Genomic DNA, 20,557 nt, shown 5'->3' on the forward strand with positions numbered 1-20,557 from the left:
GACCTTTTACATGAGTCAAGTCGATCGCTTGCCGTACCTGTCAGAGTGAGCTACGGTACTTGCACCGCGGTCACGTCGGCCCGGGCTGGCGACCAGGTCTTCTGGTCGCCACAAGGCAAAAAACCACGGTGGTGTCGATTCGGCACCACCGTGAAAGGCCCCGGCGTGGGCGTGCCGAATCGGCACCCCCACGGCTCCGGCAAATTTCCGCCACCGTGACTCCCGCTCCGGAAACCTCGGCTACTGTCCTCCCAACTGTGGGGACGCCGAGGGGCTCCTGACGGTGGTGGAAATTTTCCCGGACCATGAAACCTAATCGTGGGAACCGACGTGCAGCCTCTTAGACCTCCAACTGGGCGTAGAGCTGCGAGAGGTCGGCCCGCGAACACAGCACTTGGGGCAGGTGCTCCTTCGTCGCGTCGAGCACCAGGAGCGCAGCAGGCGGCTCAACGCGGGTGCTGGCCTCACCAGAGAAAAGGTTGATCGCCTCCAGCACGGTAGCGCTGGGCGCGAGGGTCTCGAGGCGATCGCCGGTCTCGGCGAAGTCGAGGACCTCTCCGATGGTGGCGGTCCCGACGATCTCGTGTTCGATCAGACTCGGTGCGAGGTACCGCGCCACTGCGTTGGTGGTGATGAGGCGGTAGCCGTCGTCGGCGCGAACCGGCGCCTGGGAGAAGCTCTTCTCGACGACCAGCGCGAGGAATGCGCCGATGCCATCTTTGAACTCGAACACTTGCGGACGTCCGTAGCCCTTGAGGGCGTCGACCAGCCTGGGCGGCCTCAGGAGGTTGTCGCGGATCTTCTCGATACTGACGACGGTGTCCTCGCGAGGGTCCGCAATGGGCTTCCCTCCCACGCGCTTACTGTGGGCGATGGCGTTACGCAGCTTCGCGTACTGGCGGAGCAGGTCCTTCTGCCGCTGCAGCAGAGTGTCGGAGCCCGCGAGGAGGTCGCTGAAAGGCACCCAGTCGTCGTGCTTCTCGCGTCGCTTTTGCTGCTGCGCAAGTTTATCCTCGATCTCGGAGAAGGCATTGAGGAACCTCTCGGCGTTGGTTTCAGACACAGCGCAACTCCTCGCCGGGGGTTGGGAAAACGGCCAATGTCTCGTAGCTTATCGGGGCAGCGTCGATGTCCGGACTCTCGTGTATAGTCGTTCCCACGTTCAAGAGCCGTGACGCTAAGTACCTGGCTGGTCACGCGACAACCCGAATCCATCGATTCCCGGGTGTCCCAGGGGAAGAACGGGCTCACGAGATCTCGTGATGCAAGATTCGATGGGGCTCTGCCCCGGAGAGGGGCATCCATCATGTCCGACATCAAGTACGTCAACCCCCGCCGCGACGGCTGGTGGGGCGAACTCGACCTGAGCTACCACCGCATTCCGGTGACGACCAGGCACGAGTTGGAAGTCGAGCAGGCCGCGCTCGCGGTGCTGGCGGCCCATCCGCCGGTCGGCTTCGCCGGTGATCTCGAGGGCGGCACGCTCACCGCTGTACAGCTCAAAGCACTGGTCGAGCGAGCCGTCGCGGATGCCGAGCAGAAAGCGGAGTGCCAGCGCGAGGCGGACGCCGAGGAGCGGCGCCGGTCCGGCTGGGCGAGGATCGAGGGGGCGCTCTCTGCGCCTGACGCCGATCAGGTGGTCGTAGAGGGCCGCTGGGCGGGACTCACACGAGGCGAGGCGACCGCGTGGTGCTGGAACCTGTTCCAGTACGAGCCGCACGGCTTCGTGCACCCCGGCTCGCAGGTGCGCCACGAGGCGATGCGGAAGCTGCAGGCTGGCGGGCTGCCCGAAGTCTTCGGCTATCCCGAGCGTGCTCGGGAGCTCGTATCCCGCGGGCTGACGCCGCGTGAATACCGGCGGCACCAAGAGGCTCTGGGCGCGAACACGTTCACGGATGCCGACGTGAGGCACGGCTGACGGTGACTGAGTGGCGGCCCGAAAGATATTCGGACCGCCGCTCAGTGTTTAAGAGAACAGCGGAACATCTGATTCATGGACGTATGCCACCGATGGTGAGGCGTGCGTACCTCCCTCATGAGACGACTCGTGAGGAGGCCCGAGATGAAGGGCGGTGTGATCCTGTTCCGCGGCACCGGTGCCGCGGCGCGCCGCTACTTGGAGTCGGACAGGTCGACCGCCGACGAGTACTACTTGGAGGGCGGTACCGCGCTCGCCGAGTTCGCGGTGAGCGGCCACGACGGCGAAGTCATCGAAACGAGAACGCTCGATCCGGGGAGCTACGCGGCCTGGGCCGACTGGACCGATCCGATCACCGGCACGTTGATGGGAACGCCCCGAGCGGCAAGCGACAGATCGAAGGAGTCGCCGCGCTTCGCTGAGATGGTCATCAATGCACCGAAGTCGCTCTCGATCGCCGCTGCCCTACACCCGGAAGTTTCCGACGCGCTCGATGCTGCACAACGGGACGCGGCGTCGGAGATTCGCCGCTGGCTCGCTGAGCACTCCGTCACCCGCGTCGGCCCGCGGAATGCACGCGAGATTGTGCCGGTGCAGCAGTTGCAGACCGTCGCCGTCGCGCACAAGACCAGCCGGGCCGGTGACCCGCACCGGCATATCCACTTCCAGATCGGCACTCGCGTCTACGCCGCATGCAAGTGGCGCGGCCTTGACACCGCGGCACTGTTCAAGCAGCAGGGTGCAATTCGCGCGCTCGGCACCGCGGTCATCGCCGCGCACCCGCAGCTTGCCGCCGTGCTCGACAAGCACGGCCTCACCCTCGACCCGGCGACAGGTGAAGTGGCAGAGCTGGAGCCGTTCAACGCCGTGATGTCGAAGCGGGGCGCGCAGGTCGAACGCAACCTCGCCCGCTTCGAAGCCGAATGGGAAGCTGCTCATCCCGGCGAAGAACCCGGGCCGGTCGTGCGGGCGAGGCTGAAGGCCAAGGCGTGGGAGCACGAGCGACCAGGCAAGAAGCCCGCGGTGCTCGGCAGTGAAGGCGCCTGGCGCGCCGAACTCGAAGACGCCGGCTACACACCGGACCTGCCCCATGCGCGGCGTGTTGCATCTGTCACGCTGGATGAGCTGCACATCGAGGAGATCGCATCGCGTGCGCTCGACCGCTGCGCCACAGGAGCGTCGGCCTGGACGATGCACACGGTGCGCGAGCACGTCACGAAGATCACGACCGAGCATGGCGTGCAAGCCGAGCCAACGGACCTGCGCGAGTTCGTGCAACTCGCGACGCAGCTCGCTGCGGAGAATTGCTTCTCCGTGCTCCCACCCGACACACCGACACCGGAACACGTCGCGCATCTCACATCGCTACGAGTGGTCGCCGCAGAGACAGAACTGCGCGACCTGCTCACCGCACGCGCGGAGAGGTCCATCGAGCCTGCCCCGGATGTCCAACAGCTCGCTGTGCGGGCGGGGCTGGATCACGATCAGGAACGCGCAGCATCCGCCGTCGCATCCGCCAACCTGCTCGTCGTGATCGAAGGTGCGGCCGGATCGGGCAAGACCACGATGCTCAAGATTGCCATCGCCGCTACAGCGTCGGAGGGCCGCTCGACGCGAGTCGTCACGCCGACGAAGAAGGCCGCTGACGTTGCGGCCCAAGAACTCGGCATCCCCACCGACTCCGTTGCCGCGCTCGTCTACGCACACGGGTTCCGGTGGAATAGCGACGGCGTGTGGGCGCGTCTGCGACCGGGCGACACTGATCCCGACACCGGCGGCACGTACCGAGGGCCAGCGGTGGAAACACGGCTTGTGAAGGGGGAACGGATCGTCGTCGACGAAGCTGGAATGCTCGACCAGGACAGCGCGCTCGCACTATTGCGCATTGCCGACGAGTCCGGAGCAACCATCGCGCTTGTTGGTGACCGCGCGCAACTCCCCGCGGTCGGACGCGGCGGTGTGCTCGACTTCGCCACCCGTCTCACTCCCGCTGTCGTGGACATGACCGGCTTGCACCGCTTCACTGATGACGCCTATGCGACTCTCACTCTCGAACTGCGGCACGGCCGCAACCCCGCCGCGATCTTCGACCAGCTCAACGCGCTCGGGCTCATCAAGCTGCACGAGGGCGACGACGACATGCAGGAGACCATCGCGAAGACTGTGTGCCTGGAGGACGCGATCACTGCCGCCACGAACGACGAAGCACGGATGCTGAACGAACGCATCCGCGCCGAGCGCGTCGATCGCGGCGAGGTCGACGACGTGCGAACGGTGTTCGGCAGCGACGGGCTCCCAATCGGAAAGGGCGATGTGATCCAGACTCGCCGCAATGAGAGCACACTCGGCGTCGCAAACCGGCAGACCTGGACGGTTCAGCGCGTGGGCGACGATTGCGCGCTGAACGTCGTGGAGACCGTCAACGGTCGGAAGCAGCAGCGCACCTTGACACTGCCCGCGGAGTACGTGACCGAGGATGTGCATCTGGCTTATGCGCTCACCGCCTACGGCGTCCAGGGCGCGACCGTGGGCTCTTCGCACACGTTGCTCTCCGACGCACTCGATGCCGCTGGCGTCTACGTCGGCGTGACCCGCGGCCGCGAGACGAACACCCTGCATGTCGTCGCCACCGACCTTGACGACGCGAAGCAGCAGTTCGTCGAAGCACTCACTCGAGACCGTGCCGACCGCGGCCTGGAAGACGCCACCGAACGCGCCCGCCAGGCCGTTGCAGACCTCGTCTTGGACGGGCCTGTGTCGATCGTGAGTGCGGAGCGCGACCGGATCGTCGAGCGGATCGCGAAGGCTGACGCGGAGCGAGAACACTGGGTATCGGCAGCCGCCAGATTGCATGATCAATCCGAGCGGCACGAGGTCGAGTACGAGCCCCAGCGCGAGCTGGCGGACGCCGCCGACGCGAAGGTTGCCGCACTTCTTGGGGATGTTGCGGAATCGCTGAACCAGGAAGCGGCTACGGACGGTGCCGAGTTCCTGGCCGCAGAGCAGGCCGTATACGCGGCACACCGCGCCAAAGCGAATGCACCCCGTTTCCGTAAGCGCTCGGCCACTCGAACCGCGAAAGACGCAGACGCCCGCCGCGAGGCGGCAGAGCGGATCGTGCACGCCAGGTGGCAGAGCATTCCGCATAGCGAGAGCGGCCTCCCTGCCTGGGCCAAGGCAGTCGCTCAGCGCCAGGCTGACCATGAGCCTGAGATCATCGAAGCACGCGCGGAAGCTTCGAAGACCCATCGGATCGCCCAGGAGATCGCCACGCGCCAGTCGCGAGAACGCGCGGCGCTGTACGAGCGGGTACTTGAGAACCGCCGTCCAGATGCGGTCGCCGCACGGGTCAAGAATCTGCACGAGCAGGCGACACGCGATCGCCGCTACCTGACCCAGCTCGAGGTGCTCCCACCAGATGAGGCGGTCAGACTCATCCACGAGCGCGCTGCTCAGGCAGAGGCTCAGCGCCTCACCTCCGATGAAGCCCGTAGAGCAGCGGGAGCGCGGGCGAAGCGGATCGAGGCTCCAAGCCATGAGCGGAGCCGAGGTCGCTCCCCATACCGTGACGGGCCGTCGTTGTAGTCGGTGGCGCCGAACCGAGCCGAACGAGAGTAAACCGGGAGAAAACGGCCAAAACAACGGGTTCGCCGATAGGCTCTGAGTTATGACTCCGATCGAACTCGTCAAGCCGGTGCCCTCGTGAGTGAGCCCTGGCTGTCTGCCGACGACATCGCCGCTCACCTGGGCGTCACCAAGGAGACGGTCTACGTCTGGATTGCCGATAAGGGGATGCCCGCGCACAAGGTGGGGCGTCTCTGGAAGTTCCAGGTCAGCGAAGTCGATGAATGGGTGCGTTCGGGGGGAGCCTCATTATAGGTCAGCTAACGAATGTCGGAGGTTGGGCATAGCCTGAAAAACTTTCGCGCGACAGACCGAGCAGCGAAGCAACGAAGGGAGGAGAGCACGCATGAGCAGCTTCAGTATTGGACCGGTGAGCGTCGAGGTGTTGGTTGGTCAGCACACGATTGCGGTGGTCCCACCGAGCCAATGGCATGGCGATAGGCAGGAACGCCCCGCGCACGCCGCCCTCGCCAACCTCAAGGCCGACGACGGCCTCCGCGCACAGGTCTCGCTGGTCAGGTGGGATGACAGCGACGAGATCTCGCTCGGGTTCGCGGAGCTGCTCGCAGGACCGTCGGACTATGAGCGGCTGGAGAACGCCGGAGCGATCTCGCCGAAGCTTGTCGACGACAAGCTGGTCGCGCGGATTCGCGCGCTGCGCTACGGGAAGGCTGGGCGAGCCACCGGCGCGGCGGTCGAGTGGTCGCAGATCAGCGAGTGGGCTGGCGGCGACGCGCAGACGTTGCTCGCCGACCTCGGTGCGACGCGCACGGGCGCGTATGGCGTGCTGCTGCCGAGCGCGACGCGCTTCAAGACCGAGCCGGCCATCGAGGTGCCGATCGCCGACCCGGCGGCCTTGTTCGCCGTCTACGCGCTCACGCGCGTCGTGCCGATCATGACTGGCTATGGTAAGGAATCGGTGGAAGGCCCGAACGCATGAGCGGCGTCGACGTCTCCATCGCGCTGCCCGAGGACGAGACGCCTGGCGAACTCATCAAGGGCTACTTCACCCTCATGCGCGCATTCGGGTGGGATCTTTACGTCACAAGCCACTGCACCCTGCGGGAATCGCTGGGGCCGCAATGGTTCGCAGCCCGCATCAGCGAGCTGAAGGACTCGGACCCGAAGAACTGGCGACCCAACCACCGCTTCGAGCCGCAGGATCCCGGTGTGATCCTCCGCGACTACATCCACGAGCAGGATTCGCCGTACCTGAGCGTGTTTGGCGGACAGTTCCAGAAGCAGACCGCCGCGAAGAAGATCCTCGCCACCAGGAACACGTGGTTCCACTTCGGCGACGATCCGACGACCGCCCAGCTTGAAGAGGCGGCGAAGGTCCTGCGCGGATTCGTGCAGTCCAGCGACATGCACATCGCCGGACGCATCGACGCGCTGATCGAGCGCCTGAGTGACCTGCGAACGGGACGCTATCCCGCGGATGCCGTGCCGAGTTCGCCCGCGCCGGTTCCTACCGTCACCGAGCCTGCGCCGCTCGATGCGCCAGAGGACTTGCCGCGCCCGAGCATCGGCGGCACCTGGGTCGGCCCCATCCCGGAGCTGCGCTACCGCATCACTCGCGCGGGTGACGTCGTGCACCCCGAAACGATGGAGTCCGTAAGTCCCAGGGTCACTGGCGACTTCGCCGACAAAGTGCGCGCCTGGACTGCCGTCGAACCGCGTGGCCGCGAGCTGTGGATCGACACCGACGGAGCCGTCGGCGGTTTCATCGGCGCAACTCCGCGACTGCTCGGCTACCTCGGCCCTGACCCGGAGGGCGACATCGCCCGTGGGTTCTTCACGCCGCACTTCTATGCCGTCGACGGCGACGAGATCGCCGACCTCGACTCGGGAGAGCACCGCAAGACGCCGTTCGCCCAGGGGCTCGCGGATGGCGCGATGCTCCGGGTGACGACGTATGGAGACGTCCTGGTCATCGGAGATACAGATGGCATAGAGCGGGTGGCGACAGTAACTGCCGCCGGGTGGTTCCCGGGGCACCTGAGCTAAGCGTGGAGATGAGATTAGGCAAATGACTACACCTACCGTGAGCGACCTGATCGTCGATAACTCCGACGAGCACTGGAAGGCACTGGACTACGTCCGTGAGTGGTGCCAGATCAGCGAGTCGATCGACATCGCCACCGGTCACTTCGAGCTGGGCGCATTCCTCGCGCTCGACGGGGAGTGGCAGAAGGTCGACAAGATCCGGCTGCTGATCGGCGGCGAGACCAGTCGTCAGACGGCCGATGCGATCGCCGCCGCGCTCGACCACTCGATCGAGGTCGAGCGCGCCGACGGCGACCCGCTGCTGACCGGCGCCCCGGCGGTCGTCCAGGCGATTCGCGACGGGAAGATCGAAATCCGCACCTATCGGGAGAAGAAGTTCCACGCGAAGGCGTACATCACCCACGGTCGCCTGTCGGTCGTCGGCTCGGCGGCGCTGGTCGGCAGCTCGAACTTCACGAAGCCGGGCCTAACACAGAACGTCGAACTGAATGTCCGCTTTGGCGGGGTGGAGGTCCGCGAACTGCAGACATGGTACGACCAGCACTGGGAAGACTCGATTCCGGTTCAGGCCGAGCTGCTCAAGGTGCTCGACCACAATATCCGCGAGTTCACCCCGTTCGAGGTGTGGATGAAGTCACTGCAGACACTCACGCAGTCGGTGGATACGCCGGATCGGGAGTGGGAGACGAGCGAGTCGAAGATCTACCCGACCCTCGCGCCCTATCAGCAAGAGGCATTTCATGGCCTGCTGTCGATGGCGCAGGCGTGGAAGGGCGGTTTCCTCACCGACGGTGTCGGACTCGGCAAGACCTTCGTTGGCCTGATGCTCACCGAGTACTACTCGGTGCGCAAGCATCAGAACGTGCTCATCTTGGCGACGAAGACCGCCGAGGATGCCGTTTGGCGCAAGGAGCTGCAGGAGCGCCTACCGTTCCTCGACGGCGAGTTCACGAACGTCCGGATTATGGCGCACACGGACTTCCAGCGTAAGGATGCCGCCGAGCGGGTTGCTCGCCTGAAGGATCGCGTTGACGTGGTGATCATTGACGAGGCGCACAACTTCCGCAACCACGGTCCCACGGACTCGCGCTGGTGGAAAGTGCAGGAATTGTGCGAGGGCAAGACCGTGTTCCTGCTCACGGCGACGCCGATCAACAACTCGTTGCTCGACTTTGCTCACCAGGCTGAGCTATTTACTGGGATGCAGGAAGGCTACTTCACATCGCTCGGCATCAGCGGTCTCACCGCCTACCTCTCCGGGGTGGAGCGCGCCTTCTTCATGGCTCGGTCTCAGGCCGCGATCAGCGGGGCACCAGTAGACCTCACCGACTTCGATGATCTGCTGCGGCAGGACAAGCTACTCCAGGCGATCGTGTGGCAGAACACCCGCAAGTACGCGAAGGAGAGTTCGAAGGCGGCAGGTGGCCCGGATGTGCTTTTCCCGGAACAACAGAAGCCAGAGGTCGTGCCGTACAGCCTGAGCGGGCACTATGGGCGACTCATGGACGAGATTGAGTCTGCCTTCCAACGCAGCGCCCCGCTCTTCGCGCTGCCAATGTACTATCCTTTGGCCTTTTCCAAGGATCCGGACGTTGATACCCGCGCCCAGAATCGACAGCAGCAGGTTGTGGCGCTGATCCGCACGATCTTCCTGAAGCGGTTTGAGAGCAGTATCGCGGCCTTCGCCGGTTCCTGCCTGGACTTGACGACGAAGGTGCTCGACTGGCTGGCGATGAACAGTGCTGGCGACGAGGCTGCCGAGGAGCGCCTGCAGACTTGGACGGGCACCTATGGGGATTTGCGCAAACGGGTGCACGACCAGTTCCGACCCACTCGGGAGTTTACCGACATCATCGACGTGAGCGATCTGACTGCGGAGGAGTTCGACGAGCTGGAGCTGGCCCTCGACCCCGCCGAGTACAAACTCGATGAGATGCGGAACTCCGCGTTCGACGATCTCGACCAGCTCCGCATCTTCCTTGAGCTGTCTCTCGTGGCCGAAGGCGGCGACGACAAGTATGATCAGCTCCGCACTCTGATCGACCCTGCTCAACCCCTTGGTGCCCACCCTGTCTTCGACCCGCAGTTCCGCGAGCAGAAGGTTCTCATCTTCACCGAGTTCGCCGATACAGCGCGGTACCTGCATGAGCGTCTTCTCGCTGACGGTATCGCGGATGTCGATCGACTGGACGGCTCACGCACCGCGGACCGGGTGGCGATGATTGAGCGCTTCGCCCCGGTCTACAATCGGGTCTCGCCCGCCGACCGGGCGAAGCAGGCGCCGTTGCGCGTCCTCATCACAACTGACGTGCTCGCTGAGGGTGTGAACCTCCAGGACGGCACACTGTTGGTCAACTACGACCTGCACTGGAATCCGGTTCGGCTCATCCAACGCATCGGCCGTGTCGACCGTCGGCGCAGCCAGGTTCAGGAGGATGAGATCACTGGCAGGGTGGAGGCGCGGATCAAAGAGCGGAAGGAGATCCGCATCCGGAACTTCCTCCCTCCGGATGACATCGAACGGTTGCTTGCTCTGCATGGCCGGGTCGAGGGCAAGATCCTCCTCATCTCGAAGACGCTGGGCATCCCGGGCGGGAAGCTGCTGCACGCCGACGACATGCTCGACGACGTGAAGGTGCTGCAGGCCTTCAAGGACGAGTACGAGGGGGAGCTGAGCCCGCTGGAGCAGCTTCGTCTCGAGTACCAGGAGCTCATCGCCGCCGACCCAGGCCTCGCCGATCGGATCGAAGCTTTGCCGCGCGGCATAGGCACCGGTAAGTCCTGCCCCGAGAAGGGCGTCTTTGCCTGCCGCGAGGTGCCGACGCATGTGAAGACCGAGGACGGTCCCGGCTACTGGACGCTCGACCGACCCCAGGTGGTGTGGGTGCTGGATCGCGATGGAGAGCAGAGCGAAGGTGTCGCTGAGATCGCCGATCTGATTCGCAGCGATGCCACGATCGCAATGCTTGGCCCCACTGCGGCGGCGTCTCAGGCATTGCGCGCCGCCGAGCGCGAGCAGGCTAAGCGGTACCGCAAGAACGTGCAGCTCCCGCTCGACGCACCCGCACCACGGACCGTGGCCTGGATGGAGCTTCGCTGATGTCGACAATCACCGAATACCTGAAGAAAGCCGGCTCCTCGCTGCAGGCCTTCGCGGACTTGTTGATCTACGGTCTGAAGTGGCCGATTCCGAGCGGATTGGAATGGGACGACCTGCCGATCGACTGGAGTCCGGCCGAGCTTGACCTCGATCCGGAGAAGGTCGGTCCCATCCGCATCCATCAGTTGAACATCGTCACCGATCAGCAGGTCGGCATCCTGGTCTTACAGTTCGATGGCAAGCGCCTCCCGGTGGCGGCCGTTCGTCGCATCATCGAGCGCTTCCTGAAGACACCGGGCGGTAAGACCCGTAGCGGTCGGCGACCGGCGTGGGAGGAGGACCGTGTCCTCGTGTTCGCCATCTCGCCGCAGGACAACTCGATCCATGCGATCGGTGTCGGCCGTGAGGACGGCCGCCGTGTGCTGCGCTCCCTATCCTGGTCGACCGGATCGACGCCGGCGCGACTGGAGTTGATCGCCGAGCGCGGCGTACCGGAGCTCGTCTGGGGCGACCGTGGGCCGGCACTCACGACCGGCCTATCGAGAACTGCAGGCTTCGGGGCTTACCGGGGCGCGATCCGGTCGGCCGCATCGCTTGCGGCACGGATGGCTGAGGTCGCGCGCGAGCTGCGGGAAGAAGTGCTCGACCTGCTGGACGTCGAAACCGAAGGCGGCCCGATGCGCACTCTCCTGGGCGAGTTCCAGGAGCGCCTACTCCCGGATCTCGATCACAAGAAGTTTGCCGATGTCTATGCCCAGACGATGGTGTACGGCTTGCTGTCGGCACGCGTGACGCATCCGGAGCTGTTCGCCGGAGATCGCCCCCTGCTCGGCATCCGCTTCTCTAACGAGCTGCTCGACTCGATCTACGCCCGGTTCCGCGAGCAGACCGCAGGCGAGCTCGACGTCGACGAGCTCGGCCTCGGGGAGCTGGCAGGTGAACTCGCGAAAACCGATATCGAGGAGCTCCTCGCCGACTTCGGCTCGAAGGATCGGAAGATGGATCCGGTTGTGTTCCTCTACGAGCAGTTCCTTCAGCAGTACGACAGTCGACAGCGGATGGATGCGGGTGCGTTCTACACACCACTCCCGGTCGTTAGGTTCATGACGCGCGCCGTAGACCACATCCTCAAGACGACATTTAGGTTGCCGCTTGGGATTGCCGACCCGGCGACATGGTCAGAGGTGTGCCGCAACCTCGGTATCATCCTTCCCGACGACACCGTGCCGGACCGACCGTTCGTGTCGATGGTCGATCCGGCGACCGGCACCGGCACCTACCTCATGGAGTGGATCCGCGTCGCACGCGAGTCTTACGTCGCTGCGAACGGCAACGACAAAGGGTGGTCGAAGCACTTCGAGGAGCATGTCGCCCCGGCAATGCATGCCTTCGAGCTGATGCTCGCTCCCTATGCGATCGCGCATCTGAAGTTTGCCGTTGAGGGCCACGCTTCCGGGATCGAAGATATCGAGCCGACGATCCTGCTTTCGGACACGCTGCAGCACCCTGCTCTCGGGGGGAACACTGGTCTCTGGAACGAAGATGAGGATGACCCGATCGCTGTCGAGGCGGAGCGGGCCGACACGCTGAAGACGCGGGAGCGCTTCACCGTGGTCATCGGCAACCCCCCTTACAACCGTGAGCAGGGCACGGCCGCGGGCGAGCAGCGCGGCGGTGGTGTCGTGCGGTACGGCTCCGGTCAGATCAAGCCGCTCATCAACGACCTGACGAAGCCGATGACAGACGCCGGGCAGGGCGTCCACATCAAGAATCTCTACAACGACTATGTCTACTTCTGGCGCTGGGCCACCTGGAAGGCGACGCAGGACCTCGGTGACGGCCCCGGCATCGTCGCGATGATCACCGCGTCGTCGTATCTCAGCGGCAAGTCGATGAGCGGGCTCCGCGCACACCTTCGCGACGTGTTCGACGACTTCTACGTGATCGACCTCGGCGGCGAAGGCCGCGGGGCGAACACGGAGGAGAACGTCTTCGACATCCTCACACCTGTCGCGATCGGCATCGGGGTGCGGTCCACAGGCACCCGTAACACGTCGAAGAGCCGTAACTGCCGTGTGCACTTTGCGCGGGTCAGCGGCAGCCGCGCAGACAAGTTTGACTGGCTGGAGCGCGACTTCGGCGATGTTGAGTTCGTCGATGTGCCAGGCAAGCACCTCGACTCGCTCGCACCCGCGGCGAGCGGTGCCTACGCCGACTGGCCGAGCCTCGACGATCTCATGCCGTGGTCGCACAGTGGATCCCAGGTGAAGCGAACGTGGCCGATCAGCCAGTCCGCCGACGTACTGCGGCGACGATGGGAGGCACTGCTGTCTGCGAAGGACAGGGTGACAGCGATGAAGGTTAGCCGTGACCGCACCCTCGACTCGACTCCGGCCGCGCTCGGATCGACAGGGCGGCTTGCGGCACTGCGAAGCGTTAGGCCTGGCGACGCCCCGGAGTCGATCGAACCGTACGGGTACCGCAGCTTCGACCGGCAGTTCGTCATTGCGGATGCCCGACTTGCGGATTACCCCCGACCTGAGCTCTGGGCAGTTCGCAGTGATCAGCAGATCTACTTGACTACGTTAACCTCGACGACGCTCGGCCACGGCCCGGTGCTCACGGCGACGCCTTACGTTCCGGATTTAGACCACTTCAAGAACCGCGGAGCTAAGGACGTTTTTCCGATGTGGCGAGACAAGGAGGCTACCGATCCGAACCTCGGCCCGGTCCTTCTCGATCGACTCGCAGAGGCGCTCGGTGAGGGCATCAGCCCGGAGGAGATCGTGCAGTACCTCTACGGGATCGGCGGCACCGCCGCGTTCAGTGAGCGCTTCGCCGAGGAGCTTGCGGTCGCCGCCGGCCCAGTGCACCTGCCGATCACGAAGGATCGTGCGCTATTCGGCGCGGTCGCGACGCTCGGCAAGGAACTGCTCGCCTGGCACACCTGGGGCGAGCGTTACACAAACAAACCGATCCCGCTCGGCCCTGCCGCCGAGGTCGCGAAGATCACGGGCAAACCGGAGCGCTTTGGCTACGATGCCGCATCGCAGACGCTGACCGTCGGTAACGGTGCCATCGCCCCGGTCTCGCCCGAGGTATGGGACTTCGAGGTTTCCGGCATGAAGCCGCTGCAGAAGTGGCTTGGCTATCGCATGGCGAAACGCCAGGGTCGCACCTCCAGCCCGCTCGACGCGATCACCTACGACGAGTGGGCATTCACGGACGAACTGCTCCTGGTCGTCGGCATCCTGCAGCACACCGTCGACCTCACCCCGCGCGCCGCAGAACTCCTCGAGCGCGTCCTTGCGGGCTCCCTCTTCACCGCTGAGGAGCTGAGCTGATGCGCAAGGAAGCAAGGCTCCTGAAAGAGAAGGCGGTCAACTCGCTGCTCTTGTCAATCGATCACTTCAACCGGGTGACCGATATTGGTCGAAGTGAGGCGGTTCTCATCTTTGCCGATCACTCATTCGAGATGCTGCTCAAGGCGGCGATTCTCGCGAAGGGCGGAAAGATCCGGGAGCCGAGGGAGAAGAACACCATCGGGTTCGATCGATGCGTCCGCAAGGCGCTCTCGGATCTCAACTTCATCACGGAAGAGCAGGCGCTGGTCCTTCAGACGATCAACGGACTCCGCGACGCTGCGCAGCATCACCTCGTTGAGCTTTCCGAAAGTCAGCTCTACTTTCATGCCCAGTCGGGAGTCACTCTGTTCCGAGACATCCTGAGAGATGTCTTCTCGGAAGACCTGGGCGCGGTCATGCCGGAACGTGTTCTCCCGGTCTCGACAGTGGTGCTGACCGATCCTCTGGCAATGTTCTCATCGGAGGTCGAGACCGTGCGTGAGCTGTTGGCGCCAGGACGGCGTAAGCGGGCTGAGGCAGCAGCCAAGCTGCGGGGTATTGCGATCGTCGACGGCGCACTGCGGGGCGATCCTTTGCAGCCGGGAGATGGCGAGCTTCAGCGCCTCGGCCAGCGTCTTGTTGCAGGTGAGACCTTCGCTGATATCTTCCCCGGCATCGGCTCCATCAGCTTCAGCACGGATGGTAGTGGGCCACAGATGGGGCTGCGGATCACCAAGAAGGAGGGGGTGCCGGTAACTCTAGTGCCCGAGGGCACGGCGAGCTCATCGGTGGTGGCTGTGCACAAGGTCGACCTCCTGGGTTTCTACAATCTTGGTCATGCTGAGCTTGCGCAGAAAGTGGGCCTGAATCGCTCGAAGACGACCGGGCCTTGACCCTCGATCGTGGACACGGTGTCGTTTCGGTTATGCCGCTTCCGCGAGGGTAGCTGACGCGGTCGCCGCGTAGGCGGCTTCGTAGGCGTTCGGGCTCACGTGGCCAATCGCGGAGTGACGCCGACGGGTGTTGTAACGGTTGGCCCACCGGAACACAGCCCGGTAGGCGGTGGCCTGGTCGGGGAACGCTGCAGCGCCTTCGAGGAGCTCGCGTTTCAGCGCGGCGTTGACGCTCTCCGCCAGGGAGTTATCGGCACTCGACCCCACCGCACCCATGGACTGCGTCACCTTCAGTCGCTCGCAGAGCTCGGCGTAGGCCTTCGAGGTGTAGACGCTGCCGTGGTCGCTGTGAAAGATCGCGCCGGCCAGTGACCCGCGATCACGGGCCGCGGCGCGCAGCGCATCTTCGACGAGCCCTACGCGCATGTGGTCGGCGACCTGCCAACCGGCGAGCTTGCGGGAGCCGAGGTCGATGCAGGTCGCGAGGTAGAGGTTCGACCCGTCCGCGATCGGCAGGTAGGTGATATCGCCGACGTACCGGCGGCCTGGCTCACCGATGGAAAAGTCCCTCCCGATGAGGTCGGGGAAGCGCCTCCCGGACTGGTCCGGGATCGTCGTCTTCACCCGTCGGCGCAGCCGGATCCCGGCGAGGTCGTTCTCGCGCATCACGCGGGCGACCCGCTTGTGATTCACCCGCTCGGCGGCCGGGACGCCGTCGTTGAGGTCGGCGGTGATGCGCGGTGCCCCATAGGCGCGATCGCCACCCTGATCGGGGTCCTGCAGGACACGAATCCGCGCCGCCAGCGCCGCATCGTCCGCCGCTCGCGCAGCCCGTCCCGGGGCCGCCGCGAGCCAGGCGTAGAACGACGACCTGGCGATCTCGATGACCTCGCACAACCGCTTCACGCCGTAGGCGTCCTTGTGGTCCTCGACGAACTGGAAGCGGTTCACCAGTTCGTCTCCCCGGCGAAATACTTCGCCGCCTGGCGGAGGATGTCCCGCTCCGTCTCCAGCTTGCGTTTCTCGGCTTCCGCGGCCGCGAGCTCGGCCTCGAGGCGGACGATCCGCGCCGCCTGCGACTCCGACCGCCCCGACGCCGGCACCGACGTCGATGCGGTCGTCGCACCGGTGCCGAGCTTCTCAACCCACTCCCGCAGCGCACCCCGGGAGATCCCCAGATCCGCTGCGATCGCTTTCAACGTCGCACCGGGCGTGGACTCATACAAATCCACCGCCCGCTGACGGAAATCGTCCGTGTAGTTCTTCCTAGCCATCCCTTGGATTCTCGCTTCCCCAGCGCCGTGCTGGAATCAGCGTGTCCAAGATCAGGGGTCAGGGGCCACCGCGGCAATAGCCGTGGCAGGTCTCAAATCCGATACCGACTGCCACAAGGAGGTGGCAGTCGGTAAAGCGCGATACCAGCGATACTCGCAGAAGGCGATCGATCGCATCCAGCGGCTGGTCGAAGAAAAGGGTGCTGATCAGATCTGGGCGGAATACAAGGCGATGCGTGAGGATCAGGCTGTCCGGACGGCATAGGCGTCAAGATTCAGGTGCTTCGCACCGAACTCGATGTCGTCGCCGCAACCTAAGATTGTCCGCAAGCAAGGAGACGTGAGAGATGCGGAGTGAACGTGCGCGCGTGCTCATCACGGTGAAGGCATCGCCGGAGCCATCGAAGTCGTACGGCGACACCGTGTGTGTCGCCGGTGTCCGCTTGCACGAGGACGGAACTGGATCGTGGGTGCGTATCTATCCTGTGGCGTTCCGTCATTTAGATACTGACCAGCAGTTCAAGAAGTTCGAAGTCATCGAGGTCGATCTCGTCCGTTCGACGAAGGATGCACGCACCGAGAGCTTCCGTCCGAACTGGGAGACGCTGTCGCGGCAGAAGAAGGGCGGCGACTTCAAGACCTATCCCATGGATGCTCGTGGTTTGATACTGAACCAACTCATCGGCCCGACCATGTGTGAGCTTCGCGCTGGTGTTGAGGCTGATCTCAATGCCCAGTCATTGGGCCTCGTGGAAGTGCGCGAACTCAGGGCGCTGAAGTTCGAGAACCACGGCCCGTGGACCGAAACCCAGGTTGCGAGCATGACTGCGGTGATGAGCCAGCCTGACATCTTCGGTGAAGTGGATAAGACTCCGATCCTTGTGGCCCCACGGTACAAGGTGCATTACGACTATCTGTGTATGAGCGAGACCTGCAAAGGCCACAAGCCACGGATCCTCGACATGGAGTTGAGTGCGCTCCAGTACCACCATCGGTTCAAATCAGATGATGAGCTGAAGGCAATCATCGTCCAGAAGTTCCACACCGAGATGTGGAACGAGAAGGTTCGGACGTACTTCTTTGTCGGTAACTTTGGCGACATCGTCAAACGGAAGAACTTCTCGGTGCTGGGTGTCTATCGTCCAAGACGAGAGGCCGACTACGGCGCGACGCTCTTTTAGGCGGTGACGAGTCGGGCCCGGAGTTCTGAGAGCACGATTTCGCGGTGGCAGCGGGTCTCGTCATGCTCGAAGCAGAGCAGTGCGACCGTACCAGCTTCAGCAAGCTCGAGAACGTGGTCCATCGCTGTGCGCGCTGCGGCTGTGTCCAGGAGTTCTCTGAACTTCTCGCGTGCGTGACGAGCTTCAGTACCTTCGAGCTGCCCGAAGCCCTCTCGGTTGTCGCGAGGGTTCCCGAGCGCCGGAAGGTGCTCATATCCGATGTTCTCGCGGATGAGCCGCTCACGAAGTGCGGTCTTCGATAGGCCACGTTTGCGAGAGATTGGGTTCAGGCGAACATCCACGACCGTCGTGACGCCCCTCAGGCGCAGTCGTGAGATGAGTGCTTCAAGGTCCAGGCCTTCGTAGCCAATGCCGATCACGTCTGCTTCCATCATCATTAAGTCTCCCATCCCAGAGGTGAGCCGCAAACCGCCTGTTGGATCAGGCTGCACTAACCGGCCTGTGATCGACGACGCGGCCGTCCTAATGGCACTGGGGCCTTGCGATCTGCGTCAATAGGGTACCATTATTAGTACGTTTACGCCAGGAGGCAAAGCTATGGGGTATCGACGTGATCTATGGGAGATTGCCGCGACCCGCAACGGCGTGGTGACCGTCACCGAGGCGAGGGATGCGGGCGTGCCCGCTGTCGAGGTGCGAAAGCTTGCCGCCCGCGGTGCGCTCCGCGGGTGCGGGCAGGGTGTCTACACACATCGCGACGTGCCGACGACCTCGTTCACCGAGCCGATGATTGCCGTGGCTCTTGCCGGGGAAGGGGCCTTTCTGCACCGTGAATCCGTGCTCAATCTGCTCGGGCTTGGGCAGTTCAATCCGCCGAAGGTGCGTGTGGGCACGCGTCGCCGTGTGCGACGCAAGTTGCCGGAGTGGATGGAGCTGGAGAACCGGCCTGACGTTCCCGATGAAGATCTCACTCGCTACGAGGACGTCCCAGCTACGACCGTTCGGCGGGCGCTGGGAGACATGCGGGATCGGATGCCGCCTGACCGATGGGAAGCTCTGATAGATCAGGCGCTGCGGCGAGAGCTAATCGGAGAACAGGAAGCCGCTGCGTGGCGTGAATCTTCCTAGCTCCTCGCCGACCGCTCACTCCCATGCATGGAGGCGGGGATTCCATTGGCCTCTCGCTGTAGAGGACAGCACCAGATCCGCAAAGCCTGCGACCGCGGCGAGTACGTCGGTAAACGCCGCGGGTAGTTCGCCTTCGCGGTGGGCACGGGTGCGCCACGCACGGTATTTCTGCTGAGCCCGTTCGTTCATCGACGCAAGGGTGGGCAACAGGGGTGCAAGTGTGACTTTGCGGTACTCAGCGACGGTCTCGATCGATGTGCGGAGTTCCCCTGCATCGACCGAGTGGAGCCGGATGAGCGTGTAGACATCAGCGAAGTCGCGCCAGCGAGTGTTTGCAGCGCCGCGGTCGACGGCGGTGACGAGCTTCTCAGCGAGCACCATCGTCAGCGGGTAGCCCAGTAGCGTCACTGGCGGGAGCCCGAGATCGGTGACAGGAGGCAGCTCGATGAGCTGGGGCGCCGGCCAGATAGGGTCACCGAAGTTCACGTCCATTCCGACGGTCAGCCGGGCAGTGCCGAGCGTTGCTATGAGCTTGACCCGTACCCCGGCGTACTCGTCCTCGTCACGAATCGTTGTCGCGGTGACGCTCGCGGGATCGAACACGAGGCCGTCGGCAAGCTCTAGCCTCGCGATGGCGCGGACGCGCTCGGCGACCTCGTCCGGATCATCGGTGAGCCGCGTTGCCTGCAGATCGATGTCCTTCGTTGGACGGCGTGCGGCGAAAGCGGCGAGCAGCACACCGCCCTTCAGAACGAAGTCATCGCGGTACTCAGAGCTCGCAATGCGTGCCAGCAGCCCTTCGAGCGCGTACAGGGTCATTAGCTCCTGCACGTCTCCGCCGGTTTGCCGGGCGAGTTTTCGGAGCGCGATGGTCGCGTCGCCCGCCGAAGTCCCGTGCTGCGGGTTTGGACTCATAGCAGAACCTCCAAGGCTTGCTGGATCGCGGGGCGTGCCTTCGGGAAGTCCTCGGCCATCGTGACCAGTGAACCGGGGCTGTTGTCGCGCTCGCGCAACCACTGCTTGAGTGCGCCCATGGCGAGGTCGCTGCCCCATGCGTGACGCAGGCGGAACAGATCGATGAGGGTCCGCTCGGCGGAGTAGAGGCCGATGGATGATCCATCCGGCAGCGCATGCTCGGTGCGCCCGATGCTGAACGTGTCTGCGTCGAAGCGGTGCCAGGCGATGGGTGCATGGTGAACGGTGACCGGTTGCGTGCCGCGGGGAATGGCGATGTCGCTTCGAGCTGGGATCTCGTCGGTCAGGTCGTGCAACGACAGTGCCGTCAGGAGACACAGCGTGGCATCGGGTCTCTTGGCCGCGATGGCGATCCACGCTGCCGTTGTGTCGTCTGCGAGCCCGGATCTGAGGAAGAGTCCAGGCGCGATGCGCTCGAACTCGCCGGAGTCGATCAATCGATCGAGGCCATGGCGCGTGAGACCCTGTGGTTCCAGATCGCCGTAGCGCAGTAGATCGGGTAGCGTCGCGATGTCCATCACCACCTCTTATCAGCAGAATCTATCACAGATACAGCATACCTGTTATGGTTTCTGTTGAACAGTATTGGTTCAATCCGCGTCGTCGCGGCTGTCGCTGCCGAAGAAGATGACTGCCAGCCGGTCGGCTTCGGATAAAAACCGCACACAACCGCGGTATGTGTGATCGGATTGTATCCATGAATGATCAGCTGAGAACGCTGGGGGCCGTCGTTCGGATCGAACGATGAGTCACGCTACTTGCGTCGGGATTCACGATGCACTCTTCGAAGAAGTGCCACCGCGATGACAAGTGAGCCCGCCTGCCAGTGCCGAGTCGAGGGCTGCAATTGCGACGGCGTCGCAAATCTTGCCGAGCACGGTTTCGACCGATGCGCTTGCTGCCTCGCCGACTGCCCTGACGTTCATGACGGGCCTTCCAGCAGGGTCCGAAACGGGGCCTTAAACCCCTCTGCGGGGTCCGAATGAGGTCGTATCAACCCGCGACAACCCGTAGACTAAGAGCGTAAGAACCGCATGAATACGCGGATCGAGCAGGTTTGCACGGAGCATCCCGGAGAGCCAGAGCCCCTCAGTTGTTCTTGGTTCGAGTCCA

Annotated in this window: 16 protein-coding genes and 1 riboswitch; of the genes, 11 read left to right on the plus strand and 5 right to left on the minus strand. The window is 64.0% G+C overall.

Translation table 11 applies throughout. From position 1 onward, the window contains the following. Positions 1–340 precede the first annotated feature (340 nt). Entirely contained in the window at positions 341–1,063 is a 723-nt protein-coding gene (locus B3587_RS13275) for a hypothetical protein (RefSeq protein ID WP_292729445.1), read from the minus strand. Between the two features lie 97 nt (positions 1,064–1,160). Then, a riboswitch (SAM riboswitch) is annotated at positions 1,161–1,277 on the plus strand. Positions 1,278–1,306: 29 nt separating this feature from the next. On the opposite strand from B3587_RS13275, the gene B3587_RS13280 reads away from it, so the two are divergent. The 8 genes from B3587_RS13280 to B3587_RS13315 all read left to right on the plus strand — a co-directional run bounded on the left by B3587_RS13280 (position 1,307) and on the right by B3587_RS13315 (position 14,886). Continuing rightward, positions 1,307–1,918 carry a hypothetical protein gene (locus B3587_RS13280; RefSeq protein ID WP_292729448.1) on the plus strand — a complete coding sequence of 204 codons (612 nt, stop codon included), beginning with the start codon at positions 1,307–1,309 and terminating at the stop codon, positions 1,916–1,918. A gap of 144 nt (positions 1,919–2,062) precedes the next feature. After that, complete coding sequence (mobF, locus tag B3587_RS13285; RefSeq protein WP_292729451.1) at positions 2,063–5,503, plus strand: MobF family relaxase; 3,441 nt, start codon at positions 2,063–2,065, stop codon at positions 5,501–5,503. Positions 5,504–5,620: 117 nt separating this feature from the next. Beyond that, a complete protein-coding gene (locus B3587_RS13290; RefSeq protein WP_292729455.1) occupies positions 5,621–5,797 on the plus strand; it encodes a helix-turn-helix domain-containing protein in 177 nt (58 codons plus the stop codon). Between the two features lie 91 nt (positions 5,798–5,888). Then, positions 5,889–6,482, plus strand: a complete 594-nt coding sequence (locus B3587_RS13295) for a hypothetical protein (RefSeq protein ID WP_292729458.1) — start codon at positions 5,889–5,891, stop codon at positions 6,480–6,482. Then, positions 6,479–7,549 carry a hypothetical protein gene (locus B3587_RS13300; protein ID WP_292729461.1) on the plus strand — a complete coding sequence of 357 codons (1,071 nt, stop codon included), beginning with the start codon at positions 6,479–6,481 and terminating at the stop codon, positions 7,547–7,549. Before B3587_RS13295 ends, B3587_RS13300 begins: the two co-directional genes overlap by 4 nt. Positions 7,550–7,571: 22 nt before the next feature. Then, positions 7,572–10,649 (plus strand): helicase-related protein, encoded by a 3,078-nt coding sequence (locus B3587_RS13305; protein ID WP_292729464.1) that lies wholly within the window; start codon positions 7,572–7,574, stop codon positions 10,647–10,649. Then, the gene (locus tag B3587_RS13310; protein ID WP_292729467.1) at positions 10,649–13,993 is read left to right on the plus strand and encodes a type ISP restriction/modification enzyme; all 3,345 of its coding nucleotides are present in this window, start codon (positions 10,649–10,651) and stop codon (positions 13,991–13,993) included. The genes B3587_RS13305 and B3587_RS13310 overlap by 1 nt, the downstream gene beginning before the upstream one ends. Continuing rightward, positions 13,993–14,886 carry a DUF3644 domain-containing protein gene (locus tag B3587_RS13315; RefSeq protein ID WP_292729470.1) on the plus strand — a complete coding sequence of 298 codons (894 nt, stop codon included), beginning with the start codon at positions 13,993–13,995 and terminating at the stop codon, positions 14,884–14,886. The genes B3587_RS13310 and B3587_RS13315 overlap by 1 nt, the downstream gene beginning before the upstream one ends. A gap of 30 nt (positions 14,887–14,916) precedes the next feature. Here B3587_RS13315 and B3587_RS13320 read toward each other — a convergent pair. Continuing rightward, positions 14,917–16,160, minus strand: a protein-coding gene (locus B3587_RS13320) for an IS3 family transposase (RefSeq protein WP_374198034.1) whose coding sequence is annotated in 2 segments (ribosomal slippage) — positions 14,917–15,848 and positions 15,848–16,160 — 1,245 coding nt in all. Because the reading frame shifts where the segments join, the coding sequence is not laid out codon by codon here. Between the two features lie 82 nt (positions 16,161–16,242). On the opposite strand from B3587_RS13320, the gene B3587_RS13325 reads away from it, so the two are divergent. Together B3587_RS13325 and B3587_RS13330 are read left to right on the plus strand one after the other, a co-directional pair. Continuing rightward, positions 16,243–16,425 carry a hypothetical protein gene (locus B3587_RS13325; RefSeq protein ID WP_292729475.1) on the plus strand — a complete coding sequence of 61 codons (183 nt, stop codon included), beginning with the start codon at positions 16,243–16,245 and terminating at the stop codon, positions 16,423–16,425. Between the two features lie 103 nt (positions 16,426–16,528). Then, positions 16,529–17,341 (plus strand): hypothetical protein, encoded by an 813-nt coding sequence (locus B3587_RS13330; protein ID WP_292729478.1) that lies wholly within the window; start codon positions 16,529–16,531, stop codon positions 17,339–17,341. Here the strand turns inward: B3587_RS13330 and B3587_RS13335 are convergent. After that, positions 17,338–17,778 (minus strand): DUF488 family protein, encoded by a 441-nt coding sequence (locus B3587_RS13335; RefSeq protein WP_292729481.1) that lies wholly within the window; start codon positions 17,776–17,778, stop codon positions 17,338–17,340. The two genes, B3587_RS13330 and B3587_RS13335, sit on opposite strands and share 4 nt — an antisense overlap. Before the next feature lie 160 nt (positions 17,779–17,938). On the opposite strand from B3587_RS13335, the gene B3587_RS13340 reads away from it, so the two are divergent. Next, entirely contained in the window at positions 17,939–18,469 is a 531-nt protein-coding gene (locus tag B3587_RS13340) for a type IV toxin-antitoxin system AbiEi family antitoxin domain-containing protein (protein WP_292729484.1), read from the plus strand. Between the two features lie 15 nt (positions 18,470–18,484). Here B3587_RS13340 and B3587_RS13345 read toward each other — a convergent pair whose 3' ends face one another. Further along, a complete protein-coding gene (locus tag B3587_RS13345) occupies positions 18,485–19,384 on the minus strand; it encodes a nucleotidyl transferase AbiEii/AbiGii toxin family protein (protein WP_292729487.1) in 900 nt (299 codons plus the stop codon). Then, on the minus strand, positions 19,381–19,962 hold the full coding sequence (locus B3587_RS13350; protein ID WP_292729490.1) for a type IV toxin-antitoxin system AbiEi family antitoxin domain-containing protein: 582 nt from the start codon (positions 19,960–19,962) through the stop codon (positions 19,381–19,383). The genes B3587_RS13345 and B3587_RS13350 overlap by 4 nt, the downstream gene beginning before the upstream one ends. Positions 19,963–20,557: the final 595 nt, after the last annotated feature.

The sequence above is a fragment of the Microbacterium sp. UBA837 genome (genome assembly GCF_002296025.1).
In the GTDB taxonomy this organism is placed as follows: Bacteria; Actinomycetota; Actinomycetes; order Actinomycetales; family Microbacteriaceae; genus Microbacterium.

Coding starts and splice junctions, on each gene's coding strand:
- B3587_RS13280 (WP_292729448.1), top strand. CDS start 1,307: ATGTCCGACATCAAGTACGTCAACCCCCGCCGCGACGGCTGGTGGGGC.
- mobF (WP_292729451.1), top strand. CDS start 2,063: ATGAAGGGCGGTGTGATCCTGTTCCGCGGCACCGGTGCCGCGGCGCGC.
- B3587_RS13295 (WP_292729458.1), top strand. CDS start 5,889: ATGAGCAGCTTCAGTATTGGACCGGTGAGCGTCGAGGTGTTGGTTGGT.
- B3587_RS13300 (WP_292729461.1), top strand. CDS start 6,479: ATGAGCGGCGTCGACGTCTCCATCGCGCTGCCCGAGGACGAGACGCCT.
- B3587_RS13305 (WP_292729464.1), top strand. CDS start 7,572: ATGACTACACCTACCGTGAGCGACCTGATCGTCGATAACTCCGACGAG.
- B3587_RS13310 (WP_292729467.1), top strand. CDS start 10,649: ATGTCGACAATCACCGAATACCTGAAGAAAGCCGGCTCCTCGCTGCAG.
- B3587_RS13315 (WP_292729470.1), top strand. CDS start 13,993: ATGCGCAAGGAAGCAAGGCTCCTGAAAGAGAAGGCGGTCAACTCGCTG.
- B3587_RS13335 (WP_292729481.1), bottom strand. CDS start 17,778: ATGATGATGGAAGCAGACGTGATCGGCATTGGCTACGAAGGCCTGGAC.
- B3587_RS13340 (WP_292729484.1), top strand. CDS start 17,939: ATGGGGTATCGACGTGATCTATGGGAGATTGCCGCGACCCGCAACGGC.
- B3587_RS13345 (WP_292729487.1), bottom strand. CDS start 19,384: ATGAGTCCAAACCCGCAGCACGGGACTTCGGCGGGCGACGCGACCATC.
- B3587_RS13350 (WP_292729490.1), bottom strand. CDS start 19,962: ATGGACATCGCGACGCTACCCGATCTACTGCGCTACGGCGATCTGGAA.